General features: G+C 70.8%; 11 protein-coding genes. 6 read left to right on the top strand and 5 right to left on the bottom strand.

Features of this window, described 5'->3' with window-relative positions; translation table 11 throughout:
- Window positions 1-31 precede the first annotated feature (31 nt).
- The 5 genes from OG595_RS03370 to OG595_RS03390 all read left to right on the top strand — a co-directional run bounded on the left by OG595_RS03370 (window position 32) and on the right by OG595_RS03390 (window position 8,270).
- Window positions 32-838 carry an HlyD family efflux transporter periplasmic adaptor subunit gene (locus OG595_RS03370; protein WP_329267590.1) on the top strand — a complete coding sequence of 269 codons (807 nt, stop codon included), beginning with the start codon at window positions 32-34 and terminating at the stop codon, window positions 836-838.
- Window positions 835-3,057: an NHLP family bacteriocin export ABC transporter peptidase/permease/ATPase subunit gene (locus OG595_RS03375; RefSeq protein WP_329267592.1), complete on the top strand. Its 2,223-nt coding sequence runs from the start codon at window positions 835-837 to the stop codon at window positions 3,055-3,057. The genes OG595_RS03370 and OG595_RS03375 overlap by 4 nt, the downstream gene beginning before the upstream one ends.
- 1 nt (window position 3,058) lies before the next feature.
- Window positions 3,059-5,881 carry an NHLP bacteriocin export ABC transporter permease/ATPase subunit gene (locus tag OG595_RS03380; protein WP_329267594.1) on the top strand — a complete coding sequence of 941 codons (2,823 nt, stop codon included), beginning with the start codon at window positions 3,059-3,061 and terminating at the stop codon, window positions 5,879-5,881.
- 234 nt (window positions 5,882-6,115) lie between these two features.
- Entirely contained in the window at window positions 6,116-7,627 is a 1,512-nt protein-coding gene (locus OG595_RS03385; protein WP_329267596.1) for an MFS transporter, read from the top strand.
- A 232-nt stretch (window positions 7,628-7,859) separates the two neighbouring features.
- Window positions 7,860-8,270 carry an STAS domain-containing protein gene (locus OG595_RS03390; protein ID WP_329267599.1) on the top strand — a complete coding sequence of 137 codons (411 nt, stop codon included), beginning with the start codon at window positions 7,860-7,862 and terminating at the stop codon, window positions 8,268-8,270.
- A 164-nt stretch (window positions 8,271-8,434) separates the two neighbouring features.
- Here the strand turns inward: OG595_RS03390 and OG595_RS03395 are convergent, their stop codons facing one another.
- Window positions 8,435-8,869, bottom strand: a complete 435-nt coding sequence (locus tag OG595_RS03395; protein WP_329267602.1) for a protease inhibitor — start codon at window positions 8,867-8,869, stop codon at window positions 8,435-8,437.
- Between the two features lie 396 nt (window positions 8,870-9,265).
- Between OG595_RS03395 and OG595_RS03400 the strand changes: the two genes are divergently transcribed.
- Window positions 9,266-9,961: an alpha/beta fold hydrolase gene (locus OG595_RS03400; RefSeq protein ID WP_329267605.1), complete on the top strand. Its 696-nt coding sequence runs from the start codon at window positions 9,266-9,268 to the stop codon at window positions 9,959-9,961.
- A gap of 142 nt (window positions 9,962-10,103) precedes the next feature.
- Here the strand turns inward: OG595_RS03400 and OG595_RS03405 are convergent, their stop codons facing one another.
- The 4 genes from OG595_RS03405 to OG595_RS03420 form a co-directional block, all read right to left on the bottom strand.
- Entirely contained in the window at window positions 10,104-11,750 is a 1,647-nt protein-coding gene (locus OG595_RS03405) for an RICIN domain-containing protein (RefSeq protein WP_329267608.1), read from the bottom strand.
- Between the two features lie 465 nt (window positions 11,751-12,215).
- Entirely contained in the window at window positions 12,216-12,593 is a 378-nt protein-coding gene (locus OG595_RS03410; protein ID WP_164311823.1) for a toxin Doc, read from the bottom strand.
- A gap of 3 nt (window positions 12,594-12,596) precedes the next feature.
- Window positions 12,597-12,845 (bottom strand): hypothetical protein, encoded by a 249-nt coding sequence (locus OG595_RS03415; RefSeq protein ID WP_053745132.1) that lies wholly within the window; start codon window positions 12,843-12,845, stop codon window positions 12,597-12,599.
- 91 nt (window positions 12,846-12,936) lie between these two features.
- The gene (locus OG595_RS03420) at window positions 12,937-15,180 is read right to left on the bottom strand and encodes a glycoside hydrolase family 9 protein (RefSeq protein WP_329267615.1); all 2,244 of its coding nucleotides are present in this window, start codon (window positions 15,178-15,180) and stop codon (window positions 12,937-12,939) included.
- Window positions 15,181-15,332: the final 152 nt, after the last annotated feature.

Raw genomic sequence — 15,332 nt, forward strand, 5'->3', positions numbered from 1 at the left:
ATTCATCCGCTCGCAGGTGAGGGAAAGTCCCGTGCAGTTCCGCCAACAGGCCCTCGCCAAGCTCCAGTCGGCCGAAGAGCTGGATCTTCCGGTGCGCTTCGCACGCCCCCAGGGCTGGCTGGTCCTCTCCGTCACGGTCGTCGTCATGGCCGCCGCGTCGGTGTGGGCGGTCACGGGGTCCGTCTCCTCCACCGTGAGCGCGCCCGCCATCCTCACGCACGGGGAGGGCAGTTACGTCCTGCAGAGCCCCGTCGCGGGCCAGATCACCGCGGTCCTCGCCGAGGAGGGCGCCCGGCTGCCCGCCAACTCCCCTGTGCTGAAGGTCCGTACCGCCTCCGGGGAGGAGGTCGTCCGCTCGGTCGCCGCGGGCCGGCTCACCGCGCTCGCCGCGACGATCGGCCAGATCATCGGCACGGGCACGAACATCGCGGCCGTCGAGAAGGTCGCCCGCGCGAGCGACCCGCTGTACGCGACGGTGTACGTCCCGGCCGAGAGCGCCGCCACGATTCCCGCGAACGCGGCCGTCGACCTGAGTGTCCAGACCGCGCCCACCCAGCAGTACGGGGTACTGCGCGGTCATGTGGAGTCGGTGGACCGGGCCGCCCAGACCGAGCAGCAGATCGGCGCGTTCCTCGGCGACAGCCAGCTGGGCGAGCAGTTCACCAAGAAGGGCAGGCCGGTCGCCGTGCTGGTGAAGCTGGACAAGTCGCCGGCCACGAAGAGCGGTTACCGGTGGTCCTCCGCCGAGGGACCGCCGTTCGCGCTCACCTCCATGACCCTGGCCTCGGGCTCGATCCGGCTGGCCGACCAGCGTCCCGTCGACTGGCTGCTGCCGTGAGCGCCGCGCCGAACTCCCGGGCCAGGCGCCGCTCGGCCCCGCCCCGCCGCACGGTTCCGAAGGGCAGCGGCAGGTCCGTGCGCACTCCGACGATCCTCCAGATGGAGGCCGTGGAGTGCGGCGCGGCCTCGCTCGCCATGGTCCTCGGTCACTACGGGCGGCACATCCCCCTGGAGGAGCTGCGCATCGCCTGCGGTGTGTCGCGGGACGGCTCACGCGCCAGCAACCTCCTGAAGGCGGCCCGGAGTTACGGTCTGACGGCCAAGGGCATGCAGATGGACACGGCCGCGCTCGCCGAGGTGGACGCGCCCGCGATCCTGTTCTGGGAGTTCAACCACTACGTCGTCCTCGACGGCATGGGCCGCCGCCTCGGCCGGCGCGGGGTGTACGTCAACGACCCCGGCAAGGGCCGCCGGTTCGTGCCGATGGAGGACTTCGACTCCAGTTTCACCGGTGTCGTCCTCGTCATGGAGCCGGGCCCCGACTTCGAGCGCGGCGGGCGCAGACCGGGCGTCCTGGGTGCCATGCCGGCCCGGCTGCGCGGCACTTCGGGCACGATGCCCGCCGCGATCCTGGCGAGTCTGCTGCTGGTGGCGGTGGGCGCCGCGATGCCCGCGCTCAGCCGCACCTACATCGACACGTTCCTGATCGGCGGCCGGACCTCGATGCTGGAGGTGCTGTTCGCGTCGATGGGCGCGTGCGTGGCACTGACCCTCGTACTGACCTGGCTGCAGCAGGCGAACCTGCTGCACGGCCGCATCATCTCCTCGACCCTGAGCAGCGCCCGCTTCCTGCGCCATCTGCTGCGCCTCCCGGTCACCTTCTTCTCCCAGCGCAGCCCGGCCGACCTGGTCCAGCGCCTCCAGTCGAACGACGCGGTGGCCGAGACGCTGGCCCGCGACCTCGCGGCGGCGGGTGTCGACGCGTTCGTCGTCGTGCTGTACGCGGTGCTCCTCTACACGTACGACCCGCAGCTCACGGCCGTCGGCATCGGTGTGGCGCTGCTCAACATCGTGGCCATGCGGGTGGTGATCCGGCTGCGCGCGACCCGGACCGCCAAACTGCGCGCGGACAACGCCCGGTTGACCAACACCGCATATTCCGGGCTCCAGTTGATCGAGACGATGAAGGCGACCGGTGGCGAGGAGGGGTATTTCCGCAAGTGGGCCGGGCAGCACGCGACCACGCTGGAGGAGCAGCAGCGGCTCGGCGTGCCGAGTGCCTGGCTGGGGGTGGTCGCGCCGACGCTCGCGACGCTGAACAGCGCGCTGATCCTGTGGATCGGCGGGATGCGGGCCGTCGAGGGCCATATGTCCGTGGGTCTGCTGGTGGCCTTCCAGGCCCTGGTCGTGCGGTTCACCGCACCCCTCACCCGGCTCAACGGTGTGGCGGGCCGCATCCAGGACTTCGCGGCGGACGTGGCCCGGCTCAAGGACGTCGAGAACTTCCGGGCGGACCCGCTGTACGCCCGCCCGGGCGGCGGCGATTCGACGCGCCGACTGCACGGCCACGTCGAGCTGCAGAACATCACCTTCGGCTACAGCCCGCTCGACAAGCCCCTGCTGACCGGCTTCGACCTGACCGTCGGTCCGGGGCAGCAGGTGGCGCTGGTCGGTGGCTCCGGCAGCGGCAAGTCGACTGTCTCCAGGCTGATTTCGGGTCTGTACGCGCCCTGGGAGGGCGTCATCCGGATCGACGGGCAGCGCCTGGAGGACATTCCGCGCGGCGCGCTGGCCGCCTCGGTGTCCTTCGTCGACCAGGACGTGTTCCTCTTCGAGGGCAGTGTCCGCGACAACGTGGCGCTGTGGGACCCGTCGATCCCCGACGAGTCGGTGGTGGCGGCACTTGAGGACGCGGCACTGTACGACGTCGTCACGCGCCGCCCGGGCGGGATCCACAGCCGGGTCGAGCAGGACGGGCGGAACTTCTCCGGCGGTCAGCGTCAACGCCTGGAGATCGCGCGGGCGTTGGTGCGCAACCCGAGCATTCTCGTCCTCGACGAGGTGACCAGCGCGCTGGACGCGGAGACCGAGCAGAGGGTGATCGACAACCTGCGCAAACGCGGCTGTGCCTGTGTGGTGATCGCCCACCGGCTCTCCACCGTGCGCGACAGCGACGAGATCGTCGTACTCCAGCACGGCACGATCGTGGAACGCGGGCGGCACGACGCCCTGGTGGCGGCCGGCGGGGCGTACGCCGAGCTGGTCAGGGAGCGATGAGATGACGACGGTCCACGAAGGCGACGCCGATGTCGTCCTCGCCGCGCTCGGACAGCTGGGAACGCGGTTCGACCTGTCCGGGCAGGGGCGCCTCGATCTCGAAGGCCCGCAGGTGCTGTGGCTGGTCGCGGCCGGCGCGCTCGACCTGTACGCGGTCGACGCCGTGGAGCAGGGCCAGTGGCACCACATCGGCCGGCTGGAGGCGGGCGCGCTGCTGCTCGGCCCGGTCACCGGCCCGGACCACACGCTGGTCGCCCGCCCGGTGCGCGACTGCGTGGTGCACCGCATCGGGCTGCGCGAGCTGTACCGGTCGCCGGACACGGAGACCTGGTCGTACGACGAGTACGGCAACGCCCGGTACGTGCCCCCGGCGACCAGCCCGCTGGAGTACGCCCTCGCCCTGGGCGTCGGCCGAGGCCTGTCGGTCCTCTTCCAGGCACCGATGGCCTCGGAACGGGCCGCCGCGCCGGCCGACGACGACGTGTTCTGGATGCAGGTCCCGCCGGGCAGCGTCCGGTACGGGTCGCTGTACGGGGCGGAGGCCGCCGCCGACCTGCTGATGGACCCCGGGGTCTGGCAGGGCATGGTCGACCAGCAGTACCGGCTGCTCACCACCCTCGACCGGTGGATCGAGCAGCTGGAACGCAGCCACGAGACCCGTACGGCGGCCGGCATCAGGGCGGGCGAGGCCGTCCGCGCGCAGGCCGACCGGACGCTGCTGGCGTCGATCGGGAGGCCGTCGGCGAAACGCACGACCGCCGCCGACGCCGACGCCACGTACGCGGCCTGCAAACTCGTCGCCGAGGCGGCGGGCATCACACTCGCCGAGCCCGCGCGGAGCGGCACCGAGAGCGACCGGCTCGACCCGGTCGAGCGGATCGCGCTCGCCTCCCGTGTCCGTACCCGGGCCGTCCGGCTCGACGGGCGCTGGTGGCACGACGACGTCGGCCCGCTGATCGGTCACCGCAGTCTGTCGGGCACCCCGGTCGCACTGCTGTGGCGACGCGGCGGCTATGTGGCCGTGCACCCCTCGTCGGGACGCGAGACACCGGTGGAGAAGGCGAACGCGGCGGAGTTCGAGGAGCGGGCGGTGATGTTCTACCGCCCGCTGCCCGAACGCGGGATGAGCCCGCTGCGGCTGCTCCGGTTCAGCATGGGCGGCAGCCGGGGCGACGTGGTGAACCTGCTGCTGAGCAGCCTGGTGACGATCGCCATCGGCGCTCTGGTGCCCGTCGCCACCGGCAAGGTGCTCGGCGAGTTCGTGCCGAAGGCGCAGACCACGCTGATCGTCCAGTTCTGTCTCGCCGTGATGATCAGCAGTGTGGTGGCTGCGGCCTTCACCCTGCTGCAGAACCTCACCCTGCTCCGCATGGAGGGCCGGATCGAGGCGACGCTCCAACCGGCCGTCTGGGACCGCCTGTTGCGGCTGCCGACGAAGTTCTTCACCGAGCGCTCGACCGGTGAGCTGGCGAGTGCGGCGATGGGCATCAGCGCGATCCGCAAGCTGCTGGCGGGAGTTGCTCCCGTCGTCACGCAGTCGGTCACGGTGGCGGCGATGAACCTCGGCCTGCTCCTCTACTACAGCGTCCCGATGGCACTCGCTGCGGTCGGCATGCTCGTGGTGATCGCCGCCGTGTTCCTGGGTCTCGGGCTGTGGCAGGTGCGCTGGCAGCGGCGGCTGATCGCGCTGTCCAACAAGCTGAACAACCAGGCCTTCCAGACCCTGCGAGGCCTGCCCAAACTACGGGTGGCGGCAGCCGAGAACTACGCGTACGCGGCCTGGGCGGGCGAGTTCGCGCGCAGCCGCGAGCTTCAGCAGAAGGTCGGCCGCATCAAGAACCTCACCACGGTGCTGGGCGCGGTGTACCTGCCGGTGTGCACCCTGCTGATGTTCATGCTGCTGGCGGGGCCGGCGCGCGGTGCGATGTCGGCGGCGGCCTTCCTCACCTTCAACACCTCGGTGACGATGCTCCTGACCTCGGTCACCCAGCTGACCGGCGCCTTCGTCTCCGGCGTGGCCGCGCTCCCGCTGTACGAGGAGATCAAGCCGGTGCTGGAGGCGACCCCGGAGGTACGCGTCGCCAGCACCCGGCCGGGTGTGCTGACCGGCGCGATCGAGGCCCGCCGTCTCTCCTTCCGCTACACGGACGACGGCCCGCTCGTCCTGGACGACGTGTCCTTCCAGGTGCGGGCGGGCGAGTTCGTGGCGATCGTCGGCCCCAGCGGCTGCGGCAAGTCGACGCTGCTGCGCCTGCTGATCGGCTTCGACAGACCGGTCTCGGGCAGTGTGCTGTACGACGGCCAGGACCTGGGCGCCCTCGACCAGTCGGCCGTACGGCGCCAGTGCGGCGTGGTGCTCCAGCACGCCCAGCCGATGACGGGTTCGATCCTGGACGTCATCTGCGGCACCGAGCCCTACACACCGGAGGAGGCGATGGCCGCCGCCGGGATGGCGGGTCTGGCCGAGGACATCAAGCGGATGCCGATGGGCCTGCACACCATCGTCCAGGGCAGCGGCGCGGTCTCGGGCGGCCAGCGCCAGCGGCTGATGATCGCGCAGGCGCTGATCCGCAGGCCGCGCATCCTCTTCTTCGACGAGGCGACCAGCGCCCTGGACAACGAGACCCAGCGCACGGTCATCGAGAGCACCCGCGCGCTGAACGCCACCCGGATCGTGATCGCCCACCGCCTGTCCACGGTGCTGGACGCGGACCGGGTGATCGTGATGGAGGACGGCAAGGTCGCCCAGCAGGGCACCCCGGCCGAGCTGCTGGCGGACACGGGCGGGCGGCTGCACGAACTGGTGCGACGGCAGCTGGCGTAGCGAGGGGCCGCGAAGCGAAGCCGCCTCCGGGCTGCCGCCGGGCGCATCGACACATCACCCCTAACGATACTTTGCCGTTTCGATACTTTGCCGTTTCGATGGAAATGGTCTAACCTCAAGGGGCCGGGTGTACGAAACCGTTTCGTTTACATACTCGTAACTCCCGGTCCCCTTCGCCTTCCGTCACCACTCGTCGCTCCACTCCACGAGCGACCTTCCCTGGAGTGTGCTCAAATGCCCCAGTCCCTTACCGAAGGCGCCCCGAAGGGCGTCGGGCACGACACGGACAAGGAGTCCGCCGCGCCGAACCCGAAGCGGTGGTGGATCCTCGCGATCATCGGAATCGCGCAGCTGATGGTGGTCCTCGACGCCACCATCGTGAACATCGCGCTTCCCTCCGCACAGGCCGACCTCGGCTTCTCCGACGGCAACCGGCAGTGGGTCGTCACGGCGTACGCGCTGGCCTTCGCCTCCCTGCTGCTGCTCGGCGGCCGGATCGCCGACCTGTTCGGGCGCAAGCCCGCCTTCCTCATCGGCGTCGCCGGATTCGCCGGCGCCTCGGTCCTCGGCGGCGCCGCGAACGGCTTCGAGATGCTGGTCGTCGCCCGGGCACTCCAGGGTGTCTTCGGCGCACTGCTCGCACCGGCCGCGCTCTCACTCCTCAACACGACCTTCACCGACGCGCGCGAGAAGGCCCGCGCGTTCAGCGTGTACGGCGCCATCGCCGGGGCCGGCGGCGCGGTGGGCCTGTTGCTCGGCGGCCTGCTGACCGACGCGCTCGACTGGCGCTGGACGCTGTACGTGAACCTGGTCTTCGCCGTCGTGGCCTTCGTCGGCGGCTGGATGCTGCTGAGCAACCACCGTGACGCCGCCAACTCCAGGATCGACGTCCCGGGCACGCTGCTGGTCTCCGCCGGTCTCTTCTCCGTCGTCTACGGCTTCTCCAACGCCGAGACGCACGACTGGAGTTCACCGCAGACCTGGGGCTTCCTGACCGCGGGCGTACTGCTCCTCGCGGCGTTCGCCCGGTGGCAGACCCGTGCGAAGCACCCGCTGCTGCCGATGCGCGTCCTGCTGGACCGCGATCGTGCGGCCTCGTTCCTCACGGTGCTCATCTCCGGCGCCGCGATGTTCGGCGTCTTCCTCTTCCTCACCTACTACCTGCAGCTGAACCTCGGCTTCAGCCCGACCAGGACCGGCCTGGCCTTCATGCCGATGATGGCGGCCCTGATGGTCGCGGCCCAGGTGTCCACCACCATGCTCGTGCCCCGCTTCGGGCCGAAGATCATCATCCCGGCGGGCTTCGCCCTCGGTGCGGCCGGCATGGCCTGGCTGACCGGCATCGGCGTCGGCTCGTCCTTCAGCACCGCCGTACTCCCGCAACTGCTGGTGATCGGCGCGGGCATGGGCGCCATCATGCCGCCCGCGATGCAGCTGGCCACCAGCGGGATCGGCGCCGAGGACGCGGGCGTGGCCTCCGCCACGGTCAACACCATGCAGCAGGTGGGCGGTTCGATCGGTACGGCGCTGCTGAGCACGCTCGCCGCGAGCGCCGCGACCAACTACCTGTCCGGCCGGAACGCGGCCGACAAGCTGGTCCAGGCCCAGTCGACGATCGAGAGCTACACCACCGCCTTCTGGTGGTCGGCGGGCTTCTTCGCCGCGGGCGCCCTGATCACCTCCCTGCTGTACCGCCCCGGTGTCCCGGTCCAGGACGAGAACGCCGCACCTGTCGTCCACATGTGACCCGCCCGGGTCGCCGAGGCCGAGGGGGCCGCCGTCCGTAGGGAGACGGCGGCCCCTTCGTCCGTCGCGGCGTCCCGAGCAGTAAGTGCACAGTGCACGGAATGTCAATCAGTACAGCCATAATTCACCTTGTCGAGTGAACTAGATCTTGCGCACGGCGTGTCAGGGATGGTCCGGACGCAACCGGGGTAGCTACCGAGATCGAATGCGCCCCCGCCGAGGTGGAGCAGCCATGACGCCGGAAGCCGACGACCGCATCCCCCGGCCGCCCGCACACACGGCCCCGGACTCGTCCGGGGCCCTCACGCCGACGGCCAACCCGTATGCCCGTACCTATGCGAACGGGCCGTTCACCGTGGTCGAGGTCTTCGGCGAGATCGACCTGGCGACCGCGGGCTTCCTCGCCGAGCATCTGGACGCGGCGACCTCGCGCGCCGGCCCCGACGTCCTGGTCGACCTCCGGCAGGTCGGCTTCTTCGACTGCTCCGGCCTGCGCGAACTGTGCCGCGCCGACACCCGGGCCCGCGAGCGCGGCGGACGGCTGCGCCTGGTCTGCGACACACCCCGCCTCCACCGGCTGCTGCGCGCCGCCCTGCTGCTCCACCGTTTCCCGCCCCTCCCCGGCATCCCGGAGCCGGAGTAGGGGAAGCGGTCCCGCCTTCGCGCGCATATGCCGATGGGCCGGCCGGTGGCCCCACACCACCGACCGGCCCTGCTGCGAGATCGCGCGGCTTCCCGCGACACAGGGTTCGCACTCCCCATCCGCGTGCGCCCTGCGTTGCTCACGGCAGCGCGCGACCCCGGTCCCTAGAACGTGAAGACGGCCGTCCCGTAGGTGTTCTTCACGCACTCGTTCGCGAAAGTCCGCTCGTAGGCGACCCGCCGGCCCCGCCACACGCCCTCGACGGTGACGACCACGGGGTCGAACTGCTTGGTGCACTTCACGTCGCCCCTGGGCGCCAGCAGGTCGAAGTCCCCACCGGCGGCCCGGAGTTCCGCACAGGCCTCGGACGCGGCCGGGTGGGTGCCCGAGGCGGTCGGGGCACAGGTCAGGGTGACGGCACGCTCGGGCGTGACGGTGGCCGCGGTGTCACCGTGCCCCGTGGTGAGCACCAGGGCCGAGGGTGCGTAGAGCCCGGAGGGGGCGGAGCCCGGGGCGGCGACGGCGGCCCCTGTGAAGGGGGCGCAGACGGCGGTGGCCGTCAGGGTCAGAGTCGCTGCCCAGCGCGCGGTGTTCGGCATTGTGTGCATCCTTCCGCTCAGTTCGAAGATGCGAATCGAAGGTCCAACGGTCCGCATGGGTACTCGATCCCAGCCGGTCGGGCCGGATCGGCGAGCGTGAGTCTGCCGAGTCCGGCGCCGAAACTCATCTCGACCCCATGCGTTTCAGTAACCTTGCGTATTGAATCAGTGGCGTGAAGTTACGTGATTCGAACGCGTGAAGCCCGTAACTGAGCGGCCGTTGATCACCCGAGGCGACCGAGTGGCCGGATCCACCTGCTTTTTTAATCGGCCTGAAACATTCCGGTTCGGCCCCGAGCCGTCCCCTGGACGACCCCCTGTGTTCATAGAGCCAGGTGGCTCATCCCGCCACCGGTGCCGGAGGCGTTGTCGGAGGCTCGCGCTACGTTGTGCGGCATGAGCGAAGTCGTGTTGGTCGCGGGTGCGCGGCTCGGTGCCTGGGCGTGGGACGAAGTGGTGGTCGAGCTGCGCGCCGCCGGGCACGGGGTGCACCCGCTGACCTTGTCGGGGCTGGCGGAGCGGCGGGGCGAGCCGGCCGGACAGCAGACGCATGTACGGGACATCGTCAAGGAGGTCGAACGCCTCGATCTGCGGGATGTCGTGCTCGTCGGGCACAGTTACGCGGGGATACCCGTCGGGCAGGCCGCCGAGCGGACGGGTGAGCGGCTGAGGCGGGTGGTGTTCGTCGACGCGAGCGTCCCGGCCGACGGAAAGTCGTTCCTGTGGGGCTGGGACAGTACCGGGGTGGAGACGTCGATCGCCGAGAACGACGGCTTCTGGCCGATCCCGGCGGCGGACCACTTCGCGGGCCAGGACCTCACCGACGAGCAGATCGCGCGGATCGTGAGCGGCTCCACGCCCCACCCCGGGGCCACCCTCACCGAGCCTGCCGTCCTCACGGGCGCGATGAGCGACCTTCCCGCGACCTACGTCAAGTGTCTGCTAGACGACCCGGAACCGTGCCAGGACGTGGTGGAACTGCTCAAGAGCGACCGGTGGGACCTGGTCGAGCTGGACACCGGGCACTGGCCCATGTTCTCCCGCCCACGCGAACTGGCCGCCGTCCTGCACCGGTCGGCGACCGGAGACTGACCGCACGGCGACGCACGGGTGCGGTGGGCCGCCCTCGCACCCCGGCCGGACCACCGTCCCCGCCGACGGCACCCTGATCGCCGTCGGCACCGGAGTCACCCGGCGGGTCGCCCGCCGGCCGTACGCCCCCTGCGGAGACGGCCTACCTCGGGTCCGCGTCCACCTGGGCCGCCCTGCCCGGAGAGCCGCCTATCGACAGGGACTCGGGGCTGGCGGTCACCGTGTCGGTGAGCCAGCGTTGGTTCGCGGAGCCGTCGCGGACCTTGACGACCACGTCCGTGTCGGGTTCGTCGGAGGCGGGGGCGACGGCGAGGCCCTCCTGCCAGCGGGGCAGCAACTCGCCCCGCACGGTGAGGTCGTAGCGGACGTCGTCACCGCGCTCGTCGGACGCGGCGGCACAGCGGCCGAGGATGACGACACCGGCGTCGGCGTGCGAGTCCAGGCACAGCTCGGGGTTGGCGACACTGCGCAACAGGCCGTCGTCCTCGTACGTCCACAGCTGGGTCCACGCGGTCGAGCAGGACGCGAGCCTGGTGACGGCGCCGGCCGTGGCCCGGCCGCCCCGGATGTCGAGGCACAGGTCGGCGGTGACGTTCCGCAGCCGGGTCTGCCGGACGGCGGTGGGGTTGCCGCCCGTCGCGGGCGGCGAGGAGGACACCGCGGGCGGGGTAGGCGAGGCGTCGGGCGCCCCGCTGCCCTGGCCGGTCGCGCTGGAGGAGGCCGTCGGGTCGGCGCCGCTGCCGTCCTTCGGCAACAGTCCGCTGCCCAGCACGACCGCGAGGACGACGGCCGAGGCCAGGCCCACGCTGGTGAGCAGGGTCCTCCTGTTCCGGGTCTCGCCCGGGACCGGGCGGCGCGGGGAGGGAATCCGTGACAGAAGTCGAAGCCGCCCCAGGCCACCGCCGCCTCCGCCGCGGTGCCGGGCATGACCCCGTACCCGGGTGCCGCTCTGGCTGCGTCCCGGGCGTGAGTCGAGATAGCGCCGGGCACCCCAGCCGAGCACGGCCTCGGCGAGCAGCGTGCCCAGGCCGCCCTCGAAGTGGCTCAGCTGCTCGGCGGCGTGGCGGCAGTAGCGGCACTCCGACACGTGCTGCTGGACATCGGGCAGGAGGGCGCCGCCGCGCCTGATGGGGATGTCGAGGAGACGGTTGTAGAACCGGCATTCCTTGGACGGCGCGAGTTCCCGGTGGGCGCGGACACAACCCTCGCGGAATTGTTCACGGGCCTGTTCCAGCGACGCCGCCGCCATATTCGTGTCCATGCCAAGAAGGACGGCGGGGACATTCATCGGATCGCCCTCCACCTCGGTGTGCCACAGCAGACACTGGGCGAGTCCGGGAAGGGCCTGGAACGAACGCTCCGCGAGTTTTCGGTTTTCCGCCGTCATGGACTTCGCCGCGCGCATACCGCGACCGCCCGCCGGTTTCGTCAGGTCCGGCAGCACATCGGATATGCGGTCGTCGGCGGACCACTCCCTGACGATGTCGCGCACGGCGACGAGGAACCTCGGGCGCAGCGCGACGGCCGACTCGGCTCGCATCACCCGTTCCAGGACCTGGTGGAAGGCGGCCGCGGTGACCATGGAGGCGGTCCGGGCCGAGGTGGCGAGGCAGATGACCGCGTACTCGTGGGCCGCCTGCCAGTGTCGCGCGGTCAGCAGGGCGACGGGCACACCCGTCTCACCCTCAGGCCTGCTTCTGAGCTGGGCCGCGAGACTCTCGTCCGATTCACCCGGAACCCCACCGGAGTACGGGGGGTAGGACGGACGAGGGGGGTGGGGGTGGGGCACTGAGCGGTTTCCTTCCCACGCGCGGGCAACTCACAGAGGTTCCCGGCTGCGTCCCCGCCCCGACGGTGGGGCTGGACCGCCACCGAAACACCACCGGCGAATTGAGTCCGGCCACTCCCCTGTACAGGTCGTTCACCATTGCACAAGTCGGTCACGGCCAACAAGGCACTTGGGCAACATCCATTCATTGAAGGAAAGTCAGCAACAGGAGAAACTTCCGGCACGCGCACCGGCTTTCGGTATTTTCCCCGCGCCCCGTGTGAACCGGGTGCACGCGCCGGTGCGCCTCGCACGCTCCCGGCGCGAACGGCGGTGCAGTCCACTGGAACCGGCCTTCTCGGAGGCCCCGCGCGGAAAGGCGGCTCTCCCGCGCGAAACGGCCGCCGACCCCGTTCTTCCCGCCCTCGGTCGGCGGCCCCGAGGGCGGGCCCGGCCCGGCGACGGGGCCCAACTGCCCGGATCCGCTCAGATCTGCCAGGAGCGCAGCCGGTCGGCCGCGCCGTAGACGTCGACCTTCCCCGAGATCAGGTCGCGTGCGAGGTCGACGAGGGCGCCGTAGGGCGGGTCGATGCCGACGTCACTGACGAACATGTACGCCACGGCGGTGGCGCAGGCGAAGCGGGCGTTGGCCGACGGGAGCGGCTTGAGCAGGGCGAGGGTGTGCAGCAGCGCGGCGGCCCGCCAGGCCGGGTCGGAGTCCACGCCGAGGCGCGGCGGATCGACCCGGTGCCGTGCCACCGCGGCCACCAGGGCGGAGAAGTCGTTGACCGTGGGCTGGTCCGGCAGGACCTCTTCGTGGCGCTGGAGCAGCCAGGGCACGTCGATGTGGATGACGGGAGCCATCGGTCAGGCGACCTGTCCCTGACGCCCCGGCGCGACCGGTTCGTCCTCGGGGAACGCGGCGGCGAACTCGTCGGCGTGGGCCGCGAAGAACCGCCGGAACTCCTCCGCACCCTCCTGCAGGGCACGGTGGCGGGCGATGTCGGCCGCCGCCGCCTCACGCACGAGGGCCTTCATGGACGTACCGCGCTCCTTGGCTATCTGCCGCAGGTCCTCTAGCTCGCGGTCACTGAACTCCACGTTGAGAGCTGGCATGCCCCCACGGTACCTCGCCGGTACTTACCCGTAAATATCAGCAGGTCAGCCCGGTGAGGCGGAGGTACCGAGGGGGCGAGGCACGGCCCGGTTATCCCTGGTCGGCCACGAAGGACGCCATTCGGGCCAGGGCCGCGTTCCAGTTGACCGTGTGCTCGTTCGTCGACCAGGACTGGATGTCGTCGATGTAGCAGAACTGGCCGACGCAGCCCTGGAGTTTGCTCTGTGCGTAGGGGTCCTGAATGCTGGAGTTGGGGCCTCCGGCGAGCGTGCCGTCCGGCGGGCCGGGCAGGCTCGGGTCGAGCTGCTTGGCGTACCAACGGCTGTGCTGCTGATGCGAGTTGACCTCGCCGTAACCCGTCACGTACGACATGTTCAGCGCGTTGCGGCCGAAGAGGTAGTCCATGCTCTGGAGCGCGCCGTCCCGGTACTTCGAGGCGCCGCTGATGTCGTAGGCGGTGGCGACGACGACGGCGTTGTTGAGGATCTGGGCGTTGGATCCCCAGTCGTACACGTTGGCGTCGGGGGCGTAGGGCATGCCGTACGGCTGTGCCGCCAGCGTGGTCAGATAGCGGTCCGCGCCCTTGATCACGGACTGGCGGACCTTGTCCCGGCCGGGCAGCCCGTTCGGGACGGTCGCCAGGTCGAGCCGGCCGGCCGCCGCGGTCCTGGCCCAGTCGAAGCCGAGGGGCACGAAGATGTCGGCCGTGTGGACCGGCGAGTTCAGGATGAACCGCTCGAACGCCTTCTCACCGGTGCTGAGGTACAGCTCGGCGGCGGCCCAGTAGAACTCGTCCTGTGCGTCGGTGTCGTTGTAGGCACCGCCACCGGTCGCGTCGTTCGGGTCGGCGTGGAGGCCGGGGTGCGCGAGGGCGGCCGTCCAGGCCTTGCGCGCCACCGCGAGGGCACGGGCGGCGAACGCGCGGTCGTAGGGCCGGTACAGCCGGGCCGCCTGCGCCGCCGTGGCGGCGAGGTTCAGGGTGGCCTCGGTGGTCGGCGGGTGCAGTTGGCGCTTCTGCGGGTCGTCGCTCGGCAGCAGCGGCAGCCCGGTCCACTGCTCGTCGTGGATCTTGTGGTGCGCCATGCCGGCCAGCGGCTGCCCGTCGGGCACCTGCATCTTCAACAGGAAGTCCAGCTCCCAGCGGGCCTCGTCCAGGACGTCGGGCACCTTGTTGCCGCTCTCCGGGATGGCGAGCGTGCCGTCACCGAGCTTGTCCCGCTGCCCCGTACGGGCGTGCAGGGCGCGCTCGTACGTGCTCAGCACCTCCCACGTGGAGATGCCGCCGTTGACGACGTACTTGCCGTGGTCACCGGCGTCGTACCAGCCGCCGGTGACATCGAGCGTGTAGTCGCACACACCCGGCTGGCACGGCACGGCGGAGTCGCCCCGGTTGGGCGCCACGTCGACGTGGCCGGCGGGGCGGGCGTAGCCGGGGCGCAGATCGTCGCGGATCGCGATGCCGCTGCGCTGCGTGTAGTAGTACTTCAGCGAGTCCTGCCGCAGCCGGTCGTAGGCGCTCGCGTCGATGTCGAAGGGACGGCTCGTCTCACCGTCGGCGACCAGCGTGAGGCCGGTGCCACGCTTGCGGTAGGAGCCGAAGTCGATGGTGTGCACGTTCTGCCCGGAGGAGGCGTCGGTGCCGCGCGGCACGGTCCTGCCGTGGGCCACCGTCGCCCCGTCGGCCTTCTTCAGCTGCCAGGGCAGCGGCTGCGTGGCGTCGGTGACCAGCGTGGCGTTCTTCGGGCCGGCGGGCAGATAGGCGACCTGGTTGACCCGTACCCGGGGTCCGGTGTCGGGTTCGTACACCTCGGGCGGTACCCCGCCCACCAGCGACACGTCGTCCATACAGAACCGGAAGGCCTCTGCGCTGCCGCCGAGCTGGAAACCGACCTGGCCCTGGGCCGTGTCCGCGGGCGCGGTGAACGTGTAGGTGTAGGCGTCGCCCGACACGCTCAGCTGCGGGCTGACCTCGAAGTAGGTGTCGTACGGGGACACCGACAGGCCGACGATCGCCCGGACGACGTGTCCGGCGGGCGCGCCCAGCGCCTTGAAGGCGAACCGGTAGGACTCGCCCTTGACCAGGGTGATGTCGTTCTGGCCGACGGCGGCGTCCCAGCGGTTGGCGGTCCCGCCGGGTACGTCCGCGCAGAGGCCTCCGTCGGAGAGGCCGGCGGTGACGTTGCTGGTCGTCCACCAGGGGGCGGTGGTGGTGTCGAAGGTGCCGTTCTTCACCTGTTCGATCTCCTCGGCACCGGCCGGGCCGGCGGGGAGTGCGGTGAGTGCCGCCGCGAGGAGGGCGGTCACCGAGAACAGGGTGGTTCTGCGTCGTTTCACGTCTGGGCTCCTCGGGGGGAGGGTGGGAGCGCTCCCATAAATGGACGTGGCCCATGCTCTGCGAGGTCGTGCGGCGCGTCAACGGTGTGGACCGTACTGGGCGCGCGTACAGGGTTGTTCGCCCCCGCCGCCCCGCCCGTCCCATCCCTGGG

The sequence above is a fragment of the Streptomyces sp. NBC_01451 genome (assembly GCF_036227485.1).
Lineage (GTDB): Bacteria > Actinomycetota > Actinomycetes > Streptomycetales > Streptomycetaceae > Streptomyces.

What these genes read in the sequence shown, in the direction of transcription:
- OG595_RS03380 (WP_329267594.1), top strand. Translation starts at nt 3,059, where the DNA reads ATGACGACGGTCCACGAAGGCGACGCCGATGTCGTCCTCGCCGCGCTC.
- OG595_RS03385 (WP_329267596.1), top strand. Translation starts at nt 6,116, where the DNA reads ATGCCCCAGTCCCTTACCGAAGGCGCCCCGAAGGGCGTCGGGCACGAC.
- OG595_RS03390 (WP_329267599.1), top strand. Translation starts at nt 7,860, where the DNA reads ATGACGCCGGAAGCCGACGACCGCATCCCCCGGCCGCCCGCACACACG.
- OG595_RS03395 (WP_329267602.1), bottom strand. Translation starts at nt 8,869, where the DNA reads ATGCCGAACACCGCGCGCTGGGCAGCGACTCTGACCCTGACGGCCACC.
- OG595_RS03400 (WP_329267605.1), top strand. Translation starts at nt 9,266, where the DNA reads ATGAGCGAAGTCGTGTTGGTCGCGGGTGCGCGGCTCGGTGCCTGGGCG.
- OG595_RS03410 (WP_164311823.1), bottom strand. Translation starts at nt 12,593, where the DNA reads ATGGCTCCCGTCATCCACATCGACGTGCCCTGGCTGCTCCAGCGCCAC.
- OG595_RS03415 (WP_053745132.1), bottom strand. Translation starts at nt 12,845, where the DNA reads ATGCCAGCTCTCAACGTGGAGTTCAGTGACCGCGAGCTAGAGGACCTG.